The following is an 18,713-nucleotide window of genomic DNA, read 5'->3' as shown; positions in this document are numbered from 1 at the left end:
CTGGGAAGTTACGGACTAGTTCCGTCCCTGCCAAGAACCCCGGCGCGTGGGCGGCTATTCCTGCCCTCCTGCCCGTTTGCTTCCCGGCCCCGGCGCTGGGCACGGCGTGTTGCCGGCGGCTCGCGGCTCGGGCCCCGGACTAACCGGGCGGGAGCGTCGGTGTACCGGCAGTATCCCCAGCCGGCAGGAGCTTCAGGCCCGCCGCGCAGCCGACAATCCCGGCGATGAACAGCAGCTTGAGCGGGCTGGCCGGTTCGACGCCCGTGGCCATCGCCCAGCCGACCGTCAGCGCCGCGCCGATTCCCACCCAGACGGCGTAGGCGGTGCCGAGCGGGATGCGCTTCACGGCCACGCCAAGGCCCACCATGCTGAGCGTGGCCGCGGCCGCGAATACGAGCGTGGGCAACGGGCGGGTGAACCCGTCGGACAGGCTCAGGGCCGTGGCCCAGACCGCCTCCAGCACGGCGGAAGCGAGCAGGATCGTCCAGACGAGGGCCGGCGCCGGGTGGTGTTTCCGGCGGGGGTTCGCTGCCACCATCACGCCACCAGCTTCAGGCCGACCACGCTCGCGGCTATGCCGCCGAGCAACGCGATGCGTGCCGCCGTCGCGCGTTCCACCCTGGTGATGATTGCGTAGGCGGAGGTCAGTACAACGCCCACGCCCACCCAGACGGCGTACGCGGTGCCGGCAGGGATGGACTGCATGGCGACGGCGAGGCCGCCGGTGCTGGCGAGGACCGAGACGAGGAAGACCAGGCCGGGGAGCAGCCGGCGGCGGCCCGTGGCCTGCGCAGCGCGGTGCAGGGCGGCGGCCCAGACAGCCTCGAGCGCCCCGGAAAGAATGAGTATCAGCCACGCCATGACAGCTCCTGTGGCCAGTCTTGTCGCGTGCCGGGTACTGAACCGTCGTCCGGAGGCGCCGGGAAAGGGGCCTTGGAGCCCCATTTTAGCAAGCCGGGAGTTAGAGCCCGACGGGCGTGGCTCCAGACGGTGAACGTGCTCGGGTCCGAGCAGCCCGCTGTTGGCGATGAAGCCTGCGCGGGCCGCGTAGCCATCTGGAAGCTGCACGAGTTCCGCCCGAACCAGGCACCCGTGGTCAACGTAGTGGCCGTCGTGCTGATCGTGGTCTCAATCGTGCCAATCTGGGTCGCGCAACGGCTCTCAGGCGACTCGGTCCGCGTCAGCCAAGCCCGCGTCAGCCAGGCCCGCGTCAGCCAGGCCCGCGTGAAGGCGGGCCGGCGCTAGGACGTACCCTGCTCCGCAGGATCGATGGTGACGACCGCCAGGAAGCCGCGGCCCAGGATTTCCGGCGCGCTGTCAGCGCCAACGACGGCGTCATAACGGTTCAGTTCGACACTTGAGGTCTCGACACTTGAGGTACCGGGGCTGACGGTCGCCTGGCCCTGCAGCAGGATGCCGAACTGGCCCTCGAACACCGGGTGGGCGCGCTTCTTGGACAGCTCGACAATGGAGGTGTAGCCCTTGAAGGAGTCGTTGCGGGTGATGACATTCAAGTCCCGGATGTCGCCTGTGGGCAGTGCTCCGGCCGAGTCCGCGTCGCCGGAGAACCGGAACGGGCGGTACCTCTCGAGCGGGTGCTCGGAGCCGTCCACGCTCAGGAGCAGCAACTCACCGTCGATCACGGTCAGCACGCGGTCCATCCCGGCGAAGGCCGAGAACGCCCCTGCCTTGGTCACCTCGGCTATGCTGACCCGCCAGTCCCACTGGGTGTCATCCGCGCTGTTCTGCACCGACGGGGTCCGGGGATGACGTGCCAGTTCGCGGGTCACCCCGCCGCCGTTGCGCCAGGGTTGTGCTTTGAGCTCGGCATAGCGGATGATCTCCATGGCCCCAGCCTATCGGCTTGCCGGCAGCCCTCCAGGTGCTGCCGTTTGCTGCCGGCGCGGACGCAAAGTCGGCAGCGGCGGTCCGGCCTTGCTAACGTCAGAGGGAGGAAACGTCCAGAAGGAGCCCGAATGTTCGTCAAGGTCTGCGGTCTCAGCACCCCGGAGTCGGTCCGCTCCGCGGCCGAGGCCGGCGCGGACGCGGTCGGCTTTGTCCTGACCCGCAGCCCCCGGGAGGTCACGCCGGACCAGGCCAGGGGACTGCTCTTCCACGTCCCGCCGGGGCTGGCCGCGGTGGGAGTGTTCCGGCACGAACCGGCCGCCGACGCCGTCGCCCGCACCCGGGAGGCGGGCCTGGCCTGGGTCCAGCTCCACGGGGACCGCTCACCGGATGATGTCCGGACGGTGCACGGCGCCGGGATGAAGCTGATCCGGGCCGTCACCATCGGTGCCGACCCGGAGGCCTTCGAGCCCTGGGGTGAGGAGCTGCTCCTGATCGACGCCGCCGTCCCCGGCTCCGGTGAAGCCTGGGACTACGGCTCCGTCCGGGCCAAGGCGCTCGCCGGCAGGAAGTGGCTCCTCGCTGGCGGCCTGGAACCCGCCAATGTGGCACGGGCCGCTGCGGAGGCCCGGGCGTGGGGCGTAGACGTCTCCTCCGGCGTCGAGTCGGCGCGCGGCGTCAAGGACCTGGCCAAGATTGGGGACTTCGTCCGGGCCGCCAAGTCAGCGGCCTGAGCCTGTCCGGATGCCGCCTATCGCGCAGGACGAGAGCGGCAGCCCGGGCTGGCGCCCTGCTGCCGCTCTCCTGACGGATGGACTCAAGCGCTGCTCCCGCCGGCCCGGGTACGCCCTCGTCGAGTCAATATCTAGGGGCGTTTGATGATGACATCGTCGATGTATTCGTCGCCCTTTTGACGGTTGTGCTCGGCCCCGAGCTGAACCTTGCTCAGGCTGCTGCCCAGCATACTGACGCTGGTGCTGCTGTACCGCCGCACGTTGTCGAACCATACCTGGATTGTTGATGAGCTGCCGTTGGCTGTCACCCGCATGGCCACACGGTGCCAGGCGTTCAGGGTGATGCTGCCAGCGATCAGCTTCGTGTAGACAAAGGTGCCATTCGGGGCGGTCACCCGGAGCCACAACTGCCCGTTGCTGTTGTAGCGGTAGATGTCGGCGATGCGGGTGGAACCGGAGAAAAAGCGGAAGTACGGCACGTCATTGCCGGAGACGCCGGCCACGGTGATGTTGAACCAGCCGTCCGCATACAAGGTCTTGGTTCCCGACGCGAAGGTCGTAGACAGGTTCGCAAGGGAACCGGAATCCGTGGTGACATGCAGCTTGGCTGACTTGCTCCCGGCGTGGTGCTGGGAGCTTGAAAGGGTTGCCGTGCCGGTTCCCGACACGGTGGGAGTGAGGCCGCACCAGCCTCCGGCCTCAAAGCCTGTCGCGAGAAGGGTGGTACCAGGAAAGGTGTTTGTTGGTGCTGGAGCGCAGGTTGCGGCGGTAGCCGCCGGGGCAGATCCGAAAACAAGGGAACCGGCTACGAGCAGTCCGAGCGTCCCCACCGTGCTGAGTGCTTTGAGTCTTTTCATCGAAGAAACTTTCCGTGCGTGGTTCGACTTGTTCATGAGGACTCGTGCCGCGGCACGAAGCGTGCTGGAATCCGTCACACCAGCTGCGCCAGCTGTACCAGCTGTACGACCGCCGAGATGCCGACTACTGCCAGCAGGGCTGCAGTGATGCCCACCAGGGCCCGGGGGAGAGACTTGTCCGGCTGCAAAACGCGCAACACATCGCAGCTCACCAGTGCTGACACGGTGGCCAGGCCAATCAGGAAGATGATCATTTCGCACGCACCAGGACATGCTTTGGCCTCTTGATGTCAAGGGCCAGGAACCCGAGTGTCATGATCGAAAGGATGCAGACGCTGACCGGAGGCGACCAGAGCCGCGCATAGATCATCGCCGTCGCCACGAGCGTGGACATCGCGAGGCTGAAGGCGACTGCAATCGCGATGCTGAGGGGGAGCGCGCCAGTGGCCTGAGTTGAGCGCGAGGGGTTGAAGTGGAGGAGCAGGACCAGAGCTGTTCCCGGCCCGGCCAGCATCAACAGGCCTACTACCGCCAGGCGCAGGCCTTCCGGGCCGACGAACGAGAGCGGTATAGCGGCTACGGCCAGGGCCGCCGTTGCATAGCTTACATAGCTGCGTTCAGTTGCCATTACTGACTCCTTCGATGTGGAAAATCACGCCGCCTGCGTTTTCAAAAACCTTCGTCCAGCCCGGACTGGTAGCGCACGAGGCGGTAAAACGTTGTAGGTCGCCGGCCGGAGTCGAGCCACGAAGTTCGGCTGCCTCCAGCTGGCTTTCGGTGATGATGAGGTACGCACCCGCCCTGTGGGCGATCTGGTTGGCCGAGTCACAGCTGATTGGCGCGGCGCCGGGAAGGGGCTCGGCAGCAATGAGCGTCCGATAGTCATAATCCGCATAGTGCTGGAATCTCCACGGAGTGTTGTGGACAGCCTCGATGAGGATGGCGCCGGCGGGCGCAGTCGAATAGAGGTGGTTGACGACAGCGATCTCATCGTCGTTGAAGCTCTCCATACCGTCATTTCCATAGCGGGAGACGACCGTTCCCGTGGCCAGCACCGCCCCCATCAGCAGCAGGCCAAGGGACCGCCGCAGGCTCAGCCCGGCGGCCTTGTCCGACGTCAGCGGCAGCACCACCAAGCAAACGGCGAACGGCAGGCTGAACAGGTACAGGCGCAGAAGCAGTTCCCCGCCGTACGACTGAAGGGGAATCAGAAGCAGCGGGGCGAATGCTGCGGCCGCGGCCGCGAGCCATGGAGTTTTCCGCCGGTAGCCCACGACCGCGCCGATGGCGGCGAGAATCCAGACGAGCGCGACTTCGGCAATGCGCGTATAGACGACGAACATATGGGCATCGCTGCCTGAGACCCTGGTGTTCAGGGCACCGAAGCTATTGGCGCCGATGTCACCGAGCGAACTTAACAGTTGACCGAAATGCCCCTGCAGGAAGGTTGACGCTGCAAAGAGCAGCCACGCTACGGGCAGGATCACGGCCAGAACCGGGAGGAAGCGCAACCGGAGACGGCCGGTCAGGAGCAGCGCCGCCAAGATCGGGATCAAGGCAAAGGGGCTGAGCTGGTGTGAAACGGTCATGGTCAGCACGATCAGCGCGCAGACCACAACCAGCACTGCCGCGTCCGTGCGGGGCGGCTCCAGGACGCCTTGGCGGGGAACAGCGCCGTCGAGCCTGCTGACGTTCCTGGCAAGCCAGCGGGAGAACCCGCTGCGCTCCGTGGGCCAGGCCCATCCGCCAAAGACACTCAGTAGGCAGGCAACTAGGGTCAGCAGGAGGACGAATGAATAGGCCTGTGGCGCCAGATAGTCCTGCCCAATCCAGCTGGCCAGATAGAAGATCCAGACAGCCGCCCAGGCGTGGCGCGGATTTGCCGTCAGTCTCCGCGCCAGGGCCAGCAGCGGTGCCAGCAGGAGGATGTTGATTCCCACCGGCGCCCACGTCGCGATGCCCATGAGGTCCTTGGCTCCCGTCGCTCCCGAGAGCATTCCCAACAGGTCGAAGAATCCGGGCCAGTTGAAGTACGCGTCCACGGTCGGATCCAGCTGGCCTGTCTGGGCGATGTTGTCGGCAATGCCCAGGTGACGGAAGCTCGCTTCAAGCCGGGGGAGGCCATGGATGACGGGGTCAGCACCATTGAGGACAACCATCGTTACCAGAAGCTGCCAGGTCAGGAGAGCGGGAACGAGGCGGCGGAGGGCCAACGAGGCCACGAATCCCGCGAGGCTTAGCGCGAGGGCAACAAAATAGGCCGGCGGAAGGACGCCGATGAGGCCGGCACCGCCGATTTGGAGGGGGTCTACTTGCGTCATGCTCCAGACGCCGAGGACGAGGGCAATCGCGGCTGCGGCGGCGAGCGCGCCAACGTGCCACGAAGGCGTCAGGCCGAGGTTGCGGTGGGTGGGCGGCTTGGCGCGGCCGTACGGTACCCGCGCATCATGGCGGTGTGCGGTGTGCACGGGGAGGCTTGTTGCCGTTTCGCGTGTCATGATCTCTCGATTCAGGTCGGCTGGTGGCGCGCCGCTGAAGGAATCTCGCCTTCGGTGGGGGCGGGTTTCACTCGGGTCAGGATGACCAGACGCCGAGCGGCGATAAACGAGGCCGTGGCCTGGGCAACGGCCCAGAGCACGGAGACCCCGGTGAGGCCATATTGCTGGGCCACGGCCGCGGCGGGTGCCACGACCAGGATGGCGGCCAGGACGGCGACTACGGTGGATTCGAAGAGTCGCCCTTGGGCCCGGCACAGCCCGTAGTAAACCTGCGTCACGCAGCTCAGGAGCAGTGCCGGAACGAGTACGGGAAGAAGGACCCACGCGGACGCATACTGCGGTCCGAGGAAGCCCAGCAGCGCGGGTCCTGCAAACATCAGGATCAGCCCGGCGCCAAGAGTCAACAAGAGGCTGGCCCGGAGCGCGGACGAGACCAGGCCCGGCCGCGCGCGCGTTTCCGCGAGGGCTGTTTGCAGCGTAAACCCGGCGGACTGCGGCACGAAAAACACTGCCGAGGCCATCATCCACACCACGTACCACGCCGCAGTGGACGAGGGGCCCAGGGTGGCGGCAACGATGAGCGGCAGCAGGTAGCCGGGCGCGCGGTCGGCGAGCATGAGGGCATGATTGGGAAGCCCAGGCTTTAAGAGGCTCAGGGCCGGCCGGACGCGGAGGCCATGCCGCCAGTCCGGAGATACCTGGGCCCGGCTGAGCTGGCGCAGGCCCACGAGGACGCTGGCCAGCGCCCCGGCCGCGACGGCGGCCACAATCACCGCCAAATCACGGCTTCCGACGGCAAACGCCGCGGCCAGGAAGGCGAGCTGCACGAGGCTTTGCGCCAGGCTCCTGACCAGGGTGCGGTCGGCACGTTCCTGCGCCACGCCCACATGATCGAGTTGGTAGGCGCTGGCAGCCAAGAGCACCGTGGCAAGGAACAAGACCGTGACCACGGGGTCGTTCCACGCCTCGCCCACACCTGTGCCGAGCAAGCCCGTGATGAGGACCAGCAGGCCCGCGCCCAGCAGGGAGAACGTCGCGACGGTAAGCAGGCTCGTGGCGATCAGGCGGCGGCCGCCGTCGGCTTCGGCGGGAAGAAGCGTCAGCGTGGCGGGCCCGACGCCGAACATCCCCAGCTGCACGCTCAGGAGTGCGGCAGCAACTACCGCCGAGCCGAGACCTATTTGCTCCGGCGGCAGCACAAGGGCGGCGAGCGCCCAGAACAGGAAACCCGTCACCATCGGCGCGATCCTCGCTGCGGCCAGCCAGGCCGCGTTGCCGCCGACCGACATGGGTTTGTGGGCCGGCCGCAGGAGTTCGCCGAACATCGCGCGGTAGTTGTAAAGCAAAAAACCCACCCAATATGGCAGGAAGCGGGGCGCCCGAAATAGGGACATGCCCACCCCCCGCACGGTGGCCAGCAGGGGCAGCGCGGCCATCCAGCCGGCGCGGCCCGGATGTTTGCGGACGGTCCTGGCCGATCCGGCCCCGTCCTGGAGCCACTGGTCGCGGGCGTAGTCGAACGTGTCCTTGAACCGGTGCCTCACTACCACCGAGTCCGACACCCCGAGCCGGTACCCTGCCTGTTCCAGCCGGATTCTCAGCTCCACATCTTCCCCGGAACGGAAGTCGTCGTCGAACCCGACGGCGAGGAGCACGTCGCGGCGCATCAGTGTGGCGCTGACGCCGAACCAGCGGCGTACCCGGCTGTGGTTGTGGTGCCAAGCCAGTGCCGCACCCCAATACCCGGGACCGTCGGCTTCGCTGGCCAGCCCGAACTGCAGGCCGTCGTAGCCGCCGGACTCGAATTCCGCCAGTAGACCCCGGAGGCTTTCCGGCGGAAGGACGACGTCGGCGTCGATGAGGGCGACCACGTCGCCGGTGGCACTTCGGGCGCCGAGCATCCGTGCCGCCGGCAGGCCGCGGCCCTCGTCGGAGACGACGGTCGCCCCGCATTCGCGGGCGATGGCAACGCTGTCATCGGTCGAACAGCCGTCGACAACGATCATTTCGTGCGGGTGCTGATCGCGGATTGACTGGAGGCACTCGCCCAGCCATGCCGCGGCATTGCGTGCAGGGACGACAACCGACACGTTCAGATCGCTCACTTGGGCTCGCCTCACTCATCCAGTTTTGAGCGGACCAGGTTCGCGATGAAGTCAGAGGCCTGGTCCGCGGACCAGGCGGCGGGCAGCCGCAACAGCCAACAGGGAACGTCCTCCAGAGCCCGGCGCACCACCGCTGATTTTTGGCCGAAGTGGTCCTCCAGGGGGACAAGGCTGGTGGCGCCGAGGGCCTCGACGAGCCGCCGCGAGACCATGGGCAGTTCCGAATGGAAGTTGCCGACGATCCGGGACGTCATCCACTCCGCGCTTCGTGCTTCCAGCCGCGCGTCGGCACCGTCAAAGCGCTCCAGGAAAATGGCCAGCTGGGCCGGCGCCGCGGACGAAATCCGCTGCGCCCCGAAGATTTGTTCCGGCTGCACCATGCGGTGTTCTGGCGACCACCGCCGGGTGAAGGCGGCCGTCTTCGGATAGCGGACAATGACCGGATGGACGGCCGTGGCCAGATGCGCCACGGGAGTTGTCAGCCACCCGGGGGCCAGCGGTTTGCGCGCGCCATGGAACATGTCCGGGTAGATGGCGCGGTGGTGGGGCTTGATGAACATCGGTTTGGCGTAGCCCATGAGCATCCCGCCGGCGCCCATAAAGGCCCAGTCGTCTGCCATGAACCGCACGTCGCCCATGGCGACGAGCTTGGCCACCGTGCTCGTTTTTCCGACTCCGCCCCAGGCCGGCAAGAGAACGCCGGAGCCGCGGAAGTCCACCACCGCGGCATGGATCATCGCCGTCTCCTCTTGGACGCACAAACGGTCCAGCATCGGGATCACCGAGGTCAGGAGCTCACCGGGGCCTTCGATCCGGTACCCGTCCGGTGTCTCGATAATCTGGACGCGGTCCGTCGGGATGTACAGGGAGTCCCCCGTGAATCGGTAGGCATCCTCCGCGTGCGACTGGCTGGAAATCAGCGATATCTTGCCGCCGATGGTTATCCGCCGTGGCGCGCGGGAACGCCCCAGGAAAGGGGCGAGCATATCCCGCAGCTGCGGTTCACCGGGCGTGCCGGCCTCCACCTCGATGCCCACGATCCCATGTACGTCGAAGGAGGCTCCGACAGATGCGCTAATCGGCTGTTTCACGTCGCGTTCAGACTGGCTCATCATCCAAGCTTTCTGGGTTTGGGTATCCGCGGTCGGGTGGTTCAAGGTGCAGAGGCTGTGTCGGGCGGCGCGCGGGGGCGACGGCGCCGACCCGATTCACTGGACTTCCCTCCAGGGCTCTTCCGGCGAGACCGGGTCCGGCTTCACCGACACGGGCGCGGCGGGCAGGCGGCGGCCGCGCACATAGCCGGTCGCCGTGGCCGCGAGCACAGCGATGATGGTTGCCGCCCGGCCGAGTCCGGCCCGGTCCTCGCCGCCAAGCCAGCCGCGGACTCCGGCAAACACGGCCCGGGGCAGGATCTGCCGGACGTAGCGCCGTTCAGGGCCCAATGCCCGTTTGTGCCCGACCACGCGGCTGACCTGCGCTTTGGAGATTCCTTCGGCCCAGGAGCGGGCAAGCATGTACCGCAACGTGCCCCGCTCGGCCGAAACGTTGTGGTGCACCACGGCAGCTGGCTCATAGACCACCCGGGAGCCGGGCGCTCCGATGACGGCGCGGATGCAGAGTTCGGTCTCCTCGCAACCGAGCGGCACCGCATTCTGGCGTCCCAGGGAGGTGTTGAAGCCGCCGACACGGTCCAGCACATCGGCACGGAAGGACATATTCGCGCCAATGACATTGCGGACCTCGGCGGCGACCTTAGGCATCCCCCGGTACGTGCAGCCCACAATCCAGTCGAGCTCTTTGGCGAAGTAACCAGGCCGCCCGGCTTCCCACAGCGGTTCCACAAGGCCGCCCACCGCCAGAACGTCGGGATCGTCGTACAGGACCGCGAGCCGCTCGAGCCAGTCAGGTGCGGCCTCCGCGTCGTCGTCCAGGAACGCCACAATCTCAGCCTTGGCGACGGCGGTTCCGGTGTTCCGGGCGCCGGAGAGGCCCTTGGGCCCGGCGTTCTCAACAATCACCGCGTCCGGGACGGTGAAGATCAGCCGTTTGTACAGGTCCACGTTGTAGTCGACGACGACGATCGTCTGCTTGGGCGGAACGGTCTGGGTACGGACCGAATCCAAGGCGCCCATCAGCATGTCCCACCGGTCCTCCGAGTAGGAGCAAATAACCACCGACACCGCCGGCAGGCTGGAGTGCTCTGACATCTTATTCACCTGCCCTTACGCCCAGGACGCTGCTGGGATCGGTGGGAACGTGCGGGAACACGGCGTTGGGGTACTTGTACTTGACTCTTCGTAGGGCCTCGGGACGGGCCCCGGCCGTTGGGGCCTCCCAGCTCACGCGTTCGCGGGCAAGCGTGCGCAGAACCCGCCAGCCGTCCCGGAAGGTGTGCAGGTTCGACAGGCCGGAGATGCGGGACAATTCGTGGCTGGGAACCTCGGCGATGCGCAGGCCCGCCCTGGAGGCCCGTACGATCAGTTCCGTTTCGATCTCGAAGCCGTCCGACTCCAGCTCCAGGATCCCAACGCATTCGCGGCGGAGGGCGATGTAGCCGTAGCAGAGGTCCGAATAGTCGCTGTGCAGGACGGCATTGGCGAGCACGGTGAGCATCTTGTTTCCCGCGCTGCGGAGCCAGGTGAGATCATCAGAGCCGCCACCAGTCACATAGCGTGAGCCTTTGACGAAGTCGTATTCGTGCTGGAGCGGAGTCACCAGCCAGCCGATCTCCTGCGGGTCCATGCTGCCGTCGCCGTCCAGCATGACGATGATGTCGCCAGAGGCGGCGGCAAAGCCGGCCCGCACTGCGTTTCCTTTGCCGGGCCGAGGTTCTGCCACGACCACGACGTCCAGGCGCAAGGCCCGGGCGACGTCGACTGTCGCGTCCAGGGAGCGGCCGTCGACGATTACCACCTCATCCACATATGAGGGCATGCGCCGCAGTACCCACGGCAGGTTCATTGCCTCGTTCAGGGTGGGAATCACCACGCTGACGGAGGGATTTGCCGGTGGGGGCGTCGTTTGGGGGCGCACGTTCGGCTTGAGATTCGGGATGGACACTGGCCTCACCACTCAATGACGTATCTGCTCGCCACAACTGCAGCGCTCCCCGGTCCCTCCGACCGGGAACTCGACCCATTGCTCACGCTGAACAGTTGTCGACAATTTCCTGATTACCCCAGGGTTAAAGTCTGGTGAGGGCACCTTGCATTAACCTTGGATTAACTTGATGAATCAACTAAAATCCTCGGAAGACGGTTGATGGGCCGTTTGCTGCCGTGCGAGACTGGCCGCATGCGGACACCCGTTCACGGGGGGCGCGTGCCGATAAGCCGCCGGTGTCCCCGCTCTTTGCGGTTCGTTCTTGTTCCGTCAGCAGTCCTGGTACTGGTCCTGGCGGGCTGCGGCGCGGATGCCGCCCCCGAAGGGGAGCGGCCGATGTTCACGTCCGCTTCGGCGTTGCCGGCCGAACCGTCAGCTGCCCCGACCCCTGCTTCCCAAGCCGCCAGCTCCCGGCCGGGGGCGCCGACGTCGGAGGCCGGTGCCGCGACGCAGCCGGCCCCGGCCCCGCTCCGCCGGCCAGCGCCTCAGGCGGGAGCCGTCGCGGCACTGATTCCGCCCCGGACCACCGACGTGACCATGACCGGTGATCTGCCCGGCTGGAAGCACGTGTTTGTCGAGGATTTCTCCGCGGGTGACGTCCCGCTGGGCGGGTTCCCCGGCCCGCTTTACAGGGCACGGTGGAGTGCCGGCTACAAGGACGGGACACCGGACACCGCCGGGCAGAAAAATGATGGAAAGACCGGCTATTACCCGTCAAAAGTTCTCAGCGTCCGCAACGGCACGCTTGACTGGTACCTGCACTCGGAAAACGGGATCACGATGGGCGCGGCACCGATGCCCAAGATCCCCAACACGGCCTCCAACCCGCCGCGGGCCAACAGTCTGCTCTACGGCCGGTACTCGGTCAGATACCGGGCCGACGCATTGCCCGGGTTCAAGACAGCCTGGCTCTTGTGGCCGGACAGCGGGGTCTGGCCACGGGACGGCGAGGTTGATTACCCCGAAGGGGATCTGGCCAAGATCATTTACGGCGCTGTCCATTACGACCGGAACGGCCGGGACGCCTTCGAGAAGCTGGATTCGGACCAGTTCGTAACAACGTGGCATGTGGCCACGATGGAATGGACCCCAGGCCGGGTCGAGTTCTTCCTGGATGGCCGTTCCCTGGGGGTCAGCAACAAGGCCCCCACGGTGCCCATGCACCTGATCCTGCAGACCGAATCCTGCCTCACGGGCTGCCCGGCCCCGACGGCGCAGGGCCATGTCTCCCTTGACTGGATCAGCATCTGGGTGCCGGCTTGAGACCCTTGTGGCCGGTCAGGGCCGTGAGCCGGCCCTGACCTGGCTGCTGGCGCTGCGGTGCCCTACCTGCGGCGCAGGGTGAAGGAATCCGAGAACGTGTAGCCCTCTGCCGGAACGAAGCGGGCGGCCAGTTCATCCGCCGTGGCCCTGACATCCAGCGTGCCGAGGGCAGGATTTTGGTTCTTTCCGGACGTACTCGCGAAATAGTGCATTTCCGGGTCATCGGATTTCACGTTGTAGAGTCCGACGCCGCCGACCCCGACCGTGGCGAAAACCGTCCCCGACCCCTGGGCCATGGAGCCGTCGGTATCGGCCAGGCATCCGGCCGTGAAGCTGGCGGGAACCAGTTCCGCGCAGCCCCCGCCCTGGGCCAGTTGGTGGGTCCGCTGATAAATGTGGTCGTGGCCGGACAGGACAAGGTCCACATTCTTTTCGATCAGCATGTTCGTGAATTCCTGCCCCGCCTGGCAATCGTAGTTGCCCACGCTCAGGCAGGGGGTGTGCATGCCGACCACTGTCCACGGGATGTTCTGCGATTTGGCCTCGTCGATGGCGTCCGCAGTCCAGCGCCAGCGTTCGCTGCCCCTCGAATAGTCCAGCGGTTCACCGTCCCGGAAATCGATGCCGGGAGAAACCAGAATGAAGCGGACCACAGGGTTTTGCTCGGGGACATCCACGCGCCACTGGACGCCGTACTCGCCTTGAAGACCGGGCAGCCGGTTGGGCAGGCACTGGACAAATTTCTCAATGTCACCCTCGCTGCCGTCGCTCTCGTGGTTTCCGGTCACCAGCTGGTACGGAAAGTCGGCGCCGAGTCGGGAGGTGACCATGTCGCAGAACTGCTGTTCAATCCCGGCTTTATACGTAAGGTCGCCGAGCGCGAGGTTCAGTTGCGGATTGAGCCCGGCAACGACGTCGAGCACCTTTTTGGCGCCCGTGCTGACGCCGATGTCCCCCTGGGCGGTGAAGTGCACGGCTTCACCGGGCGGCGGTCCGGACCCCGACGGTGTGCCCGGGCTCGGACGAGGGCTCGGTGCGGAACTCGACGACGGCGTGCCCGGACTGGGGCTCGGGGCGGGTTCCGGCGGCTCGGGCTGGCACCCGGAGAGCAGCAGGCACAGGCCAAGCAGGCAAGCGACTAGACCCGCCTTGCCACGTTTCCCCAGAGACCCGGCCACGATTCCCCACATCACTAGATTGGACAGGACTGTGTGCGAAATAATTCTGAAAGACAGTGCCGAAAAATTCGCTGGTTTGCCCGGCATTTACGCTGGTTGCCCGGCATTTATAGGCCAGAGTAACCGGGCGGTGGAGCGATAGCCAGAGAATGCGTGAGCCTCGGATCGCCGGAGCAGGTATCGGAACGCCGTAATCCCCAATGCCCGGGCGTCGTAGGCCGGAAGGACCTAGCCCGGGACGTGGCTTCCTCGTTAACATGCAGGGAGGGGCTAATACCCCGATCGGCCTGGCGGGACAGGCCCGCCCCGCTCAAAGGAGACTGTTGTGACTCTGCCCGAAGGTTTGACCCCCGGAGTGTGGACGCTGGACATGTCCCACAGCGAAATTGGGTTCAGCGTCCGCCATGCGGGCATTAGCAAAGTCCGCGGCCGGTTCAACGAAGCCACCGCCGAGGCCCGGGTGCACAATTCCCTCGCGGACGCCAGCCTCCACGCCACCGTCAAGACCGCCAGCTTCGATTCAGGGGACGCCAACCGCGATGGCCACGTCCGCGGTGCCGACTTCTTCGACGTCGAAAAATACCCGGAGATGACGTTCCGCGCCACCGGCATCCGCGGCGAGGGGGAGGACTACGTGCTGACCGGTGACCTCACGATCCGGGACGTCACCAAGCCCGTGGAGCTTGAAGTGGAGTACACCGGCGTCGCAGTGGACCCCTTCGGCGCCACCCGGGCCGGCTTCAGCGCCGAGGCCGACATCAGCCGGAAGGAATTCGGTCTGACCTGGAATGCCGCCCTCGAAGCCGGCGGCGTCCTGGTCAGCGACAAGGTCAAGATCAGCGTTGAGGCCGCCATGGTCAAGCAGGCCGACACCTAGAAGACCAAATGTCACTCCCGAAGGCGACAATGGACCTATGAAGACACTCCTGAACATCATCTGGCTGGTCTTTGGCGGCCTTTTGCTGGCACTCGGATACTTCGTTGCCGGCGTCGTCTGCTGCATGCTGATCGTCACCATTCCGTGGGGGCTGGCCGCGTTCCGCATCGCCTCCTATGCGTTGTGGCCGTTCGGCCGAATGGTGGTGGACAAGCCCGGCGGAGACGGCATGTTCGTCCTGCTGGGCAACGTCATTTGGCTGGTCGTGGCAGGCATCTGGATCGCGATCGGGCATGTACTCACGGCCTTCGCCATGGCCATCACGATCGTCGGCATACCGCTGGCCGTCGCCAATCTGAAGCTGATCCCGGTCTCGCTCATGCCGCTGGGAAAACAGATCGTCCCGAGCCATTCGGCCTATGTGACGACCTACAATCCCGGTGGTCGCTAGCCCGGAAGCGGCAGCGCGGCCGGCGGGGTCCCAAGGGCACCTCCGCTGTCAGTCCTAGAAAACCGAGGAGAGGATCATGGGCGAACTGGCGTCCGAAGGCTCGGACCTCATGCTGGTTATTGTCCGCGAGTTCAGGGCCCCGATCGGGGTCGTCTGGACCGCGCTGACGGATCCGGACCAGGCTCCTCAGTGGTGGGGCCCGAGAGGCTTCCACGTCCCGCGGGAGAGCATCGATGCGGACCTTGAGGTCGGCGGCCTGTACCGGGCCTGCATGATTCAGGAAGGTACCGGAGAGGAATTCTGGTGGAGCGGGGTGCGCACCGACGTCGAGCCGCCGCACCTGTTCGTGTTCACCCATGCCTGGGACAAGCCGGACGGCACCCGGGGCTTCGAGACCGAAGTGACCATCCGGTTGGAGGAGGTCGACGGCGGAACCCAGATGACCTTCACCCAGGGCCCGTTCGACTCAGCGGCCAGCCGCGACCGGCACGGCGAAGGGTGGCGGGAGTCGTTCGACCGGCTGGCGAACCACCTCAGCGTCGCCGCCTGAACGTCAACGCTGGGTGCCAACCTCGGGTGTTCTGCCCTGTGTCCAACCCGGCGCGCCCGGCCGCATTTCACGCCAGTTCGCGGTGCAGGTTCCGGTGCGCGGCCTCCAGCCACAGTGCGCGGCCGCGGTCGGTGTGGAAGAGCGGATCAAGCTCCAGCAGTTGGCGGACGACGGCGGCGCGGCCGGCGGCGAAGTCGGCGTCGCCAATGTGGGCAAAATCTTCCCTGACGTCGGTCAGATAACGGGCGTAGGCGGCCGGTTCCCCGCCTAGGACGGAGAGGTCGGCATCGCTGAGGAGGGCGCCGGCGTCGTCCCCCGGCTCCGGGCGGTGGTCCGCCGTCAGCAGCACCAGGCGTACTACCTCGTTCACCTCGTCGGCCGGGAGGCCGGCCTGGCGGAGCCGGACTTCGGCCAGCTGCGCCGATTCCTCCTCATCCTGGCCGGCGACGCCGCGGTAAACGGCGTCGTGGAACCAGGCCGCCAGCGCCACGGCCCGGGGTGGATCGGCCGGGTGGCACAGCACGTCCAAGGCCTCCAGCACGGCCAGCAGGTGGGTCCGGTCATGGTATTTCCGGTGCTCCTCGCCCCAGCGGTCCAACAGATCCAGGAAGAGGGCGTCGTGGCCCGGCAGCACCGCGTTCCAGCGGTTCAGCAGCGGGACCCGGAGGGCCTTACCCCGCTGGCGGGCCGGGATCCGCAGCCCGCTGGCGATCAGCTTGCGGACCAGGACCCGGCCCTCCACGGGGATGGCCCCGGCCGCCACCAGGGCCTGGTACCGGTCCTCGGCGACGTCGTAGTGGTCGCCGTCGAACGCACGTCCCGGGATGCCGGCGTCCGCGGCGAAGGCGTGCAGCTCCTCCAGTGAGGTGTCCGAGACAAGGTGGGAGAAGTGGGTTCCGTGGGCAGGCCAGAGCGGCGGATCAACGTAGACGGCCATGGAGGCAGTCTAGCGCCGGTCGCGGAAACCGGACCCTGATGGGAAGCATCGCGGAATCCGGCGGCGGGACGACCTCCGGGCCGTCCTGCCGGATTCACGCGGCGACAGAGTAGGCCGGCCCGGGATACGCGGGCCGCCCTCACCCGGGGCCGTCGCGGATCTACACCGTGACGGCTGGGTGGATGTTCTGGTTGCCGCGGAAGACGTTCTCGGGATCGAACTCCCGTTTCACCTGGGCCAGACGGGAGTAGTTTTCCTCGCCGAAAGCGGCACGCACACGGTCCTGGCCCTCGTCGCCGACGAAGTTCAGCCAGACACCGCCGGTGGCATGCGGGGCGATGTCCCCCCGGAACCGCTTCACCCATGCTTTTGCCTGCTGGCCGCCCTCGCGCGTCTCCTCCAGCCCGACCGGGTGGCTCACCCAGCCGGCGCCCCGGTTGGTCAGGGGCGTTTCGGCGGCTGCGGGACCCGCCACCGCCCCGCCCCAGCGGACAAGGAGCTGTTGGGAATGCGGCCCCGGAAGATTTTTCGCCGAATCGACAATCACGTCCACGGCGTCATCCGTCAGCTCGTCGTGGTAGTCGGCGCTCCAGTAGTTATACAGGTCGGGTGGAGCGTCGACCATGCACTGGAAATCGGCGTAGTTCATTTCCCCAACGAGGTCCACGGCCGGACCGAGTGCCCGGAAAGGAGCCGCGTGTTCGGCTCCGTCGGCCGGGTCGCCCGCGTGCACGAACGCGAGCCCGACGGCGAGCTGGCCCACCAACTCGACGGGAACAAACGGTTCCGGCGGGGCGGTGAGGTAGATCAGCGCGGTGCCGACGGCGTCGGGCGCGGTGAGCATGATCTCACGGTAGCTGCGGGCGAGATCGGCCGCCCCGGCGCCCGGCCAGAGCATGAGGCCGGCCTGGACCTGGGGTCCAAGCTTATGCAGTCGGAAGGTGAAGTCTGTGGCTACGCCGAAGTTGCCGCCGCCCCCGTGCAGGGCCCAGAAAAGTTCTGGATTCTCCTGTGCGCTCGCCGTGACGCGCTCGCCGGCCGCGGTCACCAGGTTGACGGCGAGCATGTTGTCGCACGCGAATCCGTAGGCGCGCTCCAGCCAGCCCGAGCCGCCGCCCAAGGTGAAGCCGGCCACGCCGGTGGTGGAGGCCCTGCCGCCGGTCATCGCCAGACCGTACTCCTGCGTGGCGCGGTCAAACTCGCCCCACGTCACGCCGGCCCCGACGGTGACCGTCTGCCGGTCCCGATCCACAGTGATCGATTTCATGGGGCGGACGTCCACCACCAGGCCGCCTTCGTTGGTGGACATTCCGGCCACGGAATGGCCGCCCGCCCGGACGGCAACATCAAGGCCATGTGTCCGCGCGTAGGCCAAAGCTTCGGCCACCCCGGCCGGGTCCCCACACTGGGCGATGACGGCCGGGTGCCGGTCGATCATCGCATTGAAGAGTTTTCGGGTTTCGTCGTATTCCGGGTGACCCGGCCTGACCCACTTCATTGCAGTGCTCCTTGGTGACCACGGCTCCGCCCCACCCCCACAGCCTACGACCGTGCGCGATCGGAGGCTACAGCCGATCGTCCTTGGTGGCGGCGGAGGTACAACACGACGGCGAGGGGCGGCTTGCCGATGCGCGGCTGGCGGCGGGCGGCCTAGCCGATGCGCGGGTCAGTCGTGGGCGGCGCGGACCGGGTGTTGGCTGACGATGGAGACCCGGTTGAAGGCGTTCATCGTAATAGCGAGCCAGCTGACCGCGGAGAATTCCTCGGCTGTCAGGTGCCTCCGGGCCTGGGCGCCTTCATGGTCCCGGGCGTGCACGTCGGAGATGGTGGTGATGGCCTCGGCCAGGGTGAGGGCTGCGCGTTCCTTCTCGGAGAACAGGGTGGTGTCGCGCCAGGCGGCGAGGACAGCCAGGCGCTGGGCCGACTCGCCGTTCGTGACCGCGTCGCCCACATGAACGTCAAGGCAGTAGGCGCAGCCGTTGATCTGTGAAATACGGACGTTGAGCAACTCGATTAGCGTCCCGTCCAGGCCCGCGTCGGCAGCGATTTCCTTGGCTTTCAGGCCCCGCCCGTTGAGTGCGCGCCAAGCAGCCGGGTGCTCCTTGTCGAGGAAAACACTCCTGTGTTCGGGATTCTGCGATGCGGCCGTCTCGTTCATGGAGTCCACAATACCGATGCCCCTCGGTGCGCCTCGGCGCGCCATGTGACAATTTTGTCAAACGCGTGACAAGCTGTGCAGGTGGAGTGATGGTTCGGTGGCCGGTTCCTTGGGGGAGCCGGCCGTCGCACCGCCCCTTTCCAGCTTGATCATCGACC

At 66.7% G+C, this 18,713-nt stretch carries 22 protein-coding genes and 1 riboswitch; of the genes, 6 read left to right on the top strand and 16 right to left on the bottom strand.

Going from position 1 to position 18,713, the window contains the following annotated elements; translation table 11 throughout:
- Positions 1-139: 139 nt before the first annotated feature.
- Positions 140-538 (bottom strand): DMT family transporter, encoded by a 399-nt coding sequence (locus BM372_RS04935; protein WP_090952593.1) that lies wholly within the window; start codon positions 536-538, stop codon positions 140-142.
- The gene (locus tag BM372_RS04930; protein ID WP_090952591.1) at positions 538-861 is read right to left on the bottom strand and encodes a DMT family transporter; all 324 of its coding nucleotides are present in this window, start codon (positions 859-861) and stop codon (positions 538-540) included. Before BM372_RS04930 ends, BM372_RS04935 begins: the two co-directional genes overlap by 1 nt.
- 9 nt (positions 862-870) lie before the next feature.
- Positions 871-937, bottom strand: a riboswitch (guanidine-III (ykkC-III) riboswitch).
- 53 nt (positions 938-990) lie between these two features.
- On the opposite strand from BM372_RS04930, the gene BM372_RS04925 reads away from it, so the two are divergent.
- On the top strand, positions 991-1,245 hold the full coding sequence (locus tag BM372_RS04925; protein ID WP_090952589.1) for a hypothetical protein: 255 nt from the start codon (positions 991-993) through the stop codon (positions 1,243-1,245).
- On the opposite strand, the gene BM372_RS04920 is transcribed toward BM372_RS04925, so the two are convergent.
- Positions 1,242-1,847 carry a HutD/Ves family protein gene (locus BM372_RS04920; protein WP_090952587.1) on the bottom strand — a complete coding sequence of 202 codons (606 nt, stop codon included), beginning with the start codon at positions 1,845-1,847 and terminating at the stop codon, positions 1,242-1,244. The genes BM372_RS04925 and BM372_RS04920 overlap by 4 nt on opposite strands.
- Positions 1,848-1,976: 129 nt before the next feature.
- On the opposite strand from BM372_RS04920, the gene BM372_RS04915 reads away from it, so the two are divergent.
- Entirely contained in the window at positions 1,977-2,579 is a 603-nt protein-coding gene (locus BM372_RS04915; protein WP_090952585.1) for a phosphoribosylanthranilate isomerase, read from the top strand.
- Positions 2,580-2,710: 131 nt separating this feature from the next.
- On the opposite strand, the gene BM372_RS04910 is transcribed toward BM372_RS04915, so the two are convergent.
- The 8 genes from BM372_RS04910 to BM372_RS04875 form a co-directional block, all read right to left on the bottom strand.
- Positions 2,711-3,436 (bottom strand): hypothetical protein, encoded by a 726-nt coding sequence (locus BM372_RS04910; protein WP_177235877.1) that lies wholly within the window; start codon positions 3,434-3,436, stop codon positions 2,711-2,713.
- A gap of 74 nt (positions 3,437-3,510) precedes the next feature.
- On the bottom strand, positions 3,511-3,690 hold the full coding sequence (locus BM372_RS04905) for a hypothetical protein (protein ID WP_090952583.1): 180 nt from the start codon (positions 3,688-3,690) through the stop codon (positions 3,511-3,513).
- A complete protein-coding gene (locus BM372_RS04900; protein ID WP_090952581.1) occupies positions 3,687-4,064 on the bottom strand; it encodes a hypothetical protein in 378 nt (125 codons plus the stop codon). Before BM372_RS04900 ends, BM372_RS04905 begins: the two co-directional genes overlap by 4 nt.
- Positions 4,054-5,934 (bottom strand): hypothetical protein, encoded by a 1,881-nt coding sequence (locus tag BM372_RS04895; protein ID WP_256214039.1) that lies wholly within the window; start codon positions 5,932-5,934, stop codon positions 4,054-4,056. Before BM372_RS04895 ends, BM372_RS04900 begins: the two co-directional genes overlap by 11 nt.
- Before the next feature lie 11 nt (positions 5,935-5,945).
- The gene (locus BM372_RS04890; RefSeq protein ID WP_090952579.1) at positions 5,946-8,039 is read right to left on the bottom strand and encodes a glycosyltransferase; all 2,094 of its coding nucleotides are present in this window, start codon (positions 8,037-8,039) and stop codon (positions 5,946-5,948) included.
- 11 nt (positions 8,040-8,050) lie between these two features.
- The gene (locus BM372_RS04885) at positions 8,051-9,154 is read right to left on the bottom strand and encodes a hypothetical protein (protein ID WP_256214038.1); all 1,104 of its coding nucleotides are present in this window, start codon (positions 9,152-9,154) and stop codon (positions 8,051-8,053) included.
- Positions 9,155-9,247: 93 nt separating this feature from the next.
- Positions 9,248-10,246: a glycosyltransferase family 2 protein gene (locus tag BM372_RS04880; RefSeq protein ID WP_177235876.1), complete on the bottom strand. Its 999-nt coding sequence runs from the start codon at positions 10,244-10,246 to the stop codon at positions 9,248-9,250.
- Between the two features lies 1 nt (position 10,247).
- Positions 10,248-11,099: a glycosyltransferase family 2 protein gene (locus tag BM372_RS04875; RefSeq protein WP_256214037.1), complete on the bottom strand. Its 852-nt coding sequence runs from the start codon at positions 11,097-11,099 to the stop codon at positions 10,248-10,250.
- Between the two features lie 378 nt (positions 11,100-11,477).
- Between BM372_RS04875 and BM372_RS04870 the strand changes: the two genes are divergently transcribed.
- Complete coding sequence (locus BM372_RS04870; protein ID WP_090952993.1) at positions 11,478-12,404, top strand: glycoside hydrolase family 16 protein; 927 nt, start codon at positions 11,478-11,480, stop codon at positions 12,402-12,404.
- 62 nt (positions 12,405-12,466) lie between these two features.
- Here BM372_RS04870 and BM372_RS04865 read toward each other — a convergent pair whose 3' ends face one another.
- Positions 12,467-13,378 (bottom strand): metallophosphoesterase, encoded by a 912-nt coding sequence (locus BM372_RS04865; protein ID WP_090952577.1) that lies wholly within the window; start codon positions 13,376-13,378, stop codon positions 12,467-12,469.
- A gap of 4 nt (positions 13,379-13,382) precedes the next feature.
- Positions 13,383-13,505 carry a hypothetical protein gene (locus tag BM372_RS20975; protein ID WP_256214036.1) on the bottom strand — a complete coding sequence of 41 codons (123 nt, stop codon included), beginning with the start codon at positions 13,503-13,505 and terminating at the stop codon, positions 13,383-13,385.
- A gap of 402 nt (positions 13,506-13,907) precedes the next feature.
- Between BM372_RS20975 and BM372_RS04860 the strand changes: the two genes are divergently transcribed.
- The 3 genes from BM372_RS04860 (at position 13,908) to BM372_RS04850 (ending at position 15,460) form a co-directional block, all read left to right on the top strand.
- Positions 13,908-14,459, top strand: coding sequence for a YceI family protein (locus BM372_RS04860; RefSeq protein WP_090952575.1), 552 nt, complete (start codon positions 13,908-13,910; stop codon positions 14,457-14,459).
- A gap of 37 nt (positions 14,460-14,496) precedes the next feature.
- Positions 14,497-14,910: a YccF domain-containing protein gene (locus BM372_RS04855; protein ID WP_090952573.1), complete on the top strand. Its 414-nt coding sequence runs from the start codon at positions 14,497-14,499 to the stop codon at positions 14,908-14,910.
- A 76-nt stretch (positions 14,911-14,986) separates the two neighbouring features.
- Positions 14,987-15,460 carry an SRPBCC family protein gene (locus BM372_RS04850; protein ID WP_090952571.1) on the top strand — a complete coding sequence of 158 codons (474 nt, stop codon included), beginning with the start codon at positions 14,987-14,989 and terminating at the stop codon, positions 15,458-15,460.
- Positions 15,461-15,527: 67 nt separating this feature from the next.
- Here the strand turns inward: BM372_RS04850 and BM372_RS04845 are convergent, their stop codons facing one another.
- The 3 genes from BM372_RS04845 to BM372_RS04835 form a co-directional block, all read right to left on the bottom strand.
- On the bottom strand, positions 15,528-16,397 hold the full coding sequence (locus tag BM372_RS04845; protein WP_090952568.1) for a DUF4031 domain-containing protein: 870 nt from the start codon (positions 16,395-16,397) through the stop codon (positions 15,528-15,530).
- Between the two features lie 160 nt (positions 16,398-16,557).
- Positions 16,558-17,895, bottom strand: a complete 1,338-nt coding sequence (locus tag BM372_RS04840; protein WP_090952566.1) for an FAD-binding oxidoreductase — start codon at positions 17,893-17,895, stop codon at positions 16,558-16,560.
- A 168-nt stretch (positions 17,896-18,063) separates the two neighbouring features.
- Positions 18,064-18,555: a carboxymuconolactone decarboxylase family protein gene (locus tag BM372_RS04835; protein WP_090952564.1), complete on the bottom strand. Its 492-nt coding sequence runs from the start codon at positions 18,553-18,555 to the stop codon at positions 18,064-18,066.
- Positions 18,556-18,713: the final 158 nt, after the last annotated feature.

Origin of the sequence: Arthrobacter sp. ov118, from assembly GCF_900116495.1 — a bacterium.
Taxonomy (GTDB): domain Bacteria; phylum Actinomycetota; class Actinomycetes; order Actinomycetales; family Micrococcaceae; genus Arthrobacter.
The sequence above is the reverse complement of the archived record's forward strand: the minus strand, read 5'-3'. Positions and strand labels throughout refer to the sequence as shown.

Bases quoted from the DNA above. Each gene is read 5' to 3' on its own strand.
- BM372_RS04935 (WP_090952593.1), bottom strand. From the start codon at position 538: ATGGTGGCAGCGAACCCCCGCCGGAAACACCACCCGGCGCCGGCCCTC.
- BM372_RS04930 (WP_090952591.1), bottom strand. From the start codon at position 861: ATGGCGTGGCTGATACTCATTCTTTCCGGGGCGCTCGAGGCTGTCTGG.
- BM372_RS04920 (WP_090952587.1), bottom strand. From the start codon at position 1,847: ATGGAGATCATCCGCTATGCCGAGCTCAAAGCACAACCCTGGCGCAAC.
- BM372_RS04915 (WP_090952585.1), top strand. From the start codon at position 1,977: ATGTTCGTCAAGGTCTGCGGTCTCAGCACCCCGGAGTCGGTCCGCTCC.
- BM372_RS04910 (WP_177235877.1), bottom strand. From the start codon at position 3,436: ATGAAAAGACTCAAAGCACTCAGCACGGTGGGGACGCTCGGACTGCTC.
- BM372_RS04905 (WP_090952583.1), bottom strand. From the start codon at position 3,690: ATGATCATCTTCCTGATTGGCCTGGCCACCGTGTCAGCACTGGTGAGC.
- BM372_RS04900 (WP_090952581.1), bottom strand. From the start codon at position 4,064: ATGGCAACTGAACGCAGCTATGTAAGCTATGCAACGGCGGCCCTGGCC.
- BM372_RS04895 (WP_256214039.1), bottom strand. From the start codon at position 5,934: ATGACACGCGAAACGGCAACAAGCCTCCCCGTGCACACCGCACACCGC.
- BM372_RS04885 (WP_256214038.1), bottom strand. From the start codon at position 9,154: ATGATGAGCCAGTCTGAACGCGACGTGAAACAGCCGATTAGCGCATCT.
- BM372_RS04880 (WP_177235876.1), bottom strand. From the start codon at position 10,246: ATGTCAGAGCACTCCAGCCTGCCGGCGGTGTCGGTGGTTATTTGCTCC.
- BM372_RS04870 (WP_090952993.1), top strand. From the start codon at position 11,478: ATGTTCACGTCCGCTTCGGCGTTGCCGGCCGAACCGTCAGCTGCCCCG.
- BM372_RS04855 (WP_090952573.1), top strand. From the start codon at position 14,497: ATGAAGACACTCCTGAACATCATCTGGCTGGTCTTTGGCGGCCTTTTG.
- BM372_RS04850 (WP_090952571.1), top strand. From the start codon at position 14,987: ATGGGCGAACTGGCGTCCGAAGGCTCGGACCTCATGCTGGTTATTGTC.
- BM372_RS04845 (WP_090952568.1), bottom strand. From the start codon at position 16,397: ATGGCCGTCTACGTTGATCCGCCGCTCTGGCCTGCCCACGGAACCCAC.
- BM372_RS04840 (WP_090952566.1), bottom strand. From the start codon at position 17,895: ATGAAGTGGGTCAGGCCGGGTCACCCGGAATACGACGAAACCCGAAAA.
- BM372_RS04835 (WP_090952564.1), bottom strand. From the start codon at position 18,555: ATGAACGAGACGGCCGCATCGCAGAATCCCGAACACAGGAGTGTTTTC.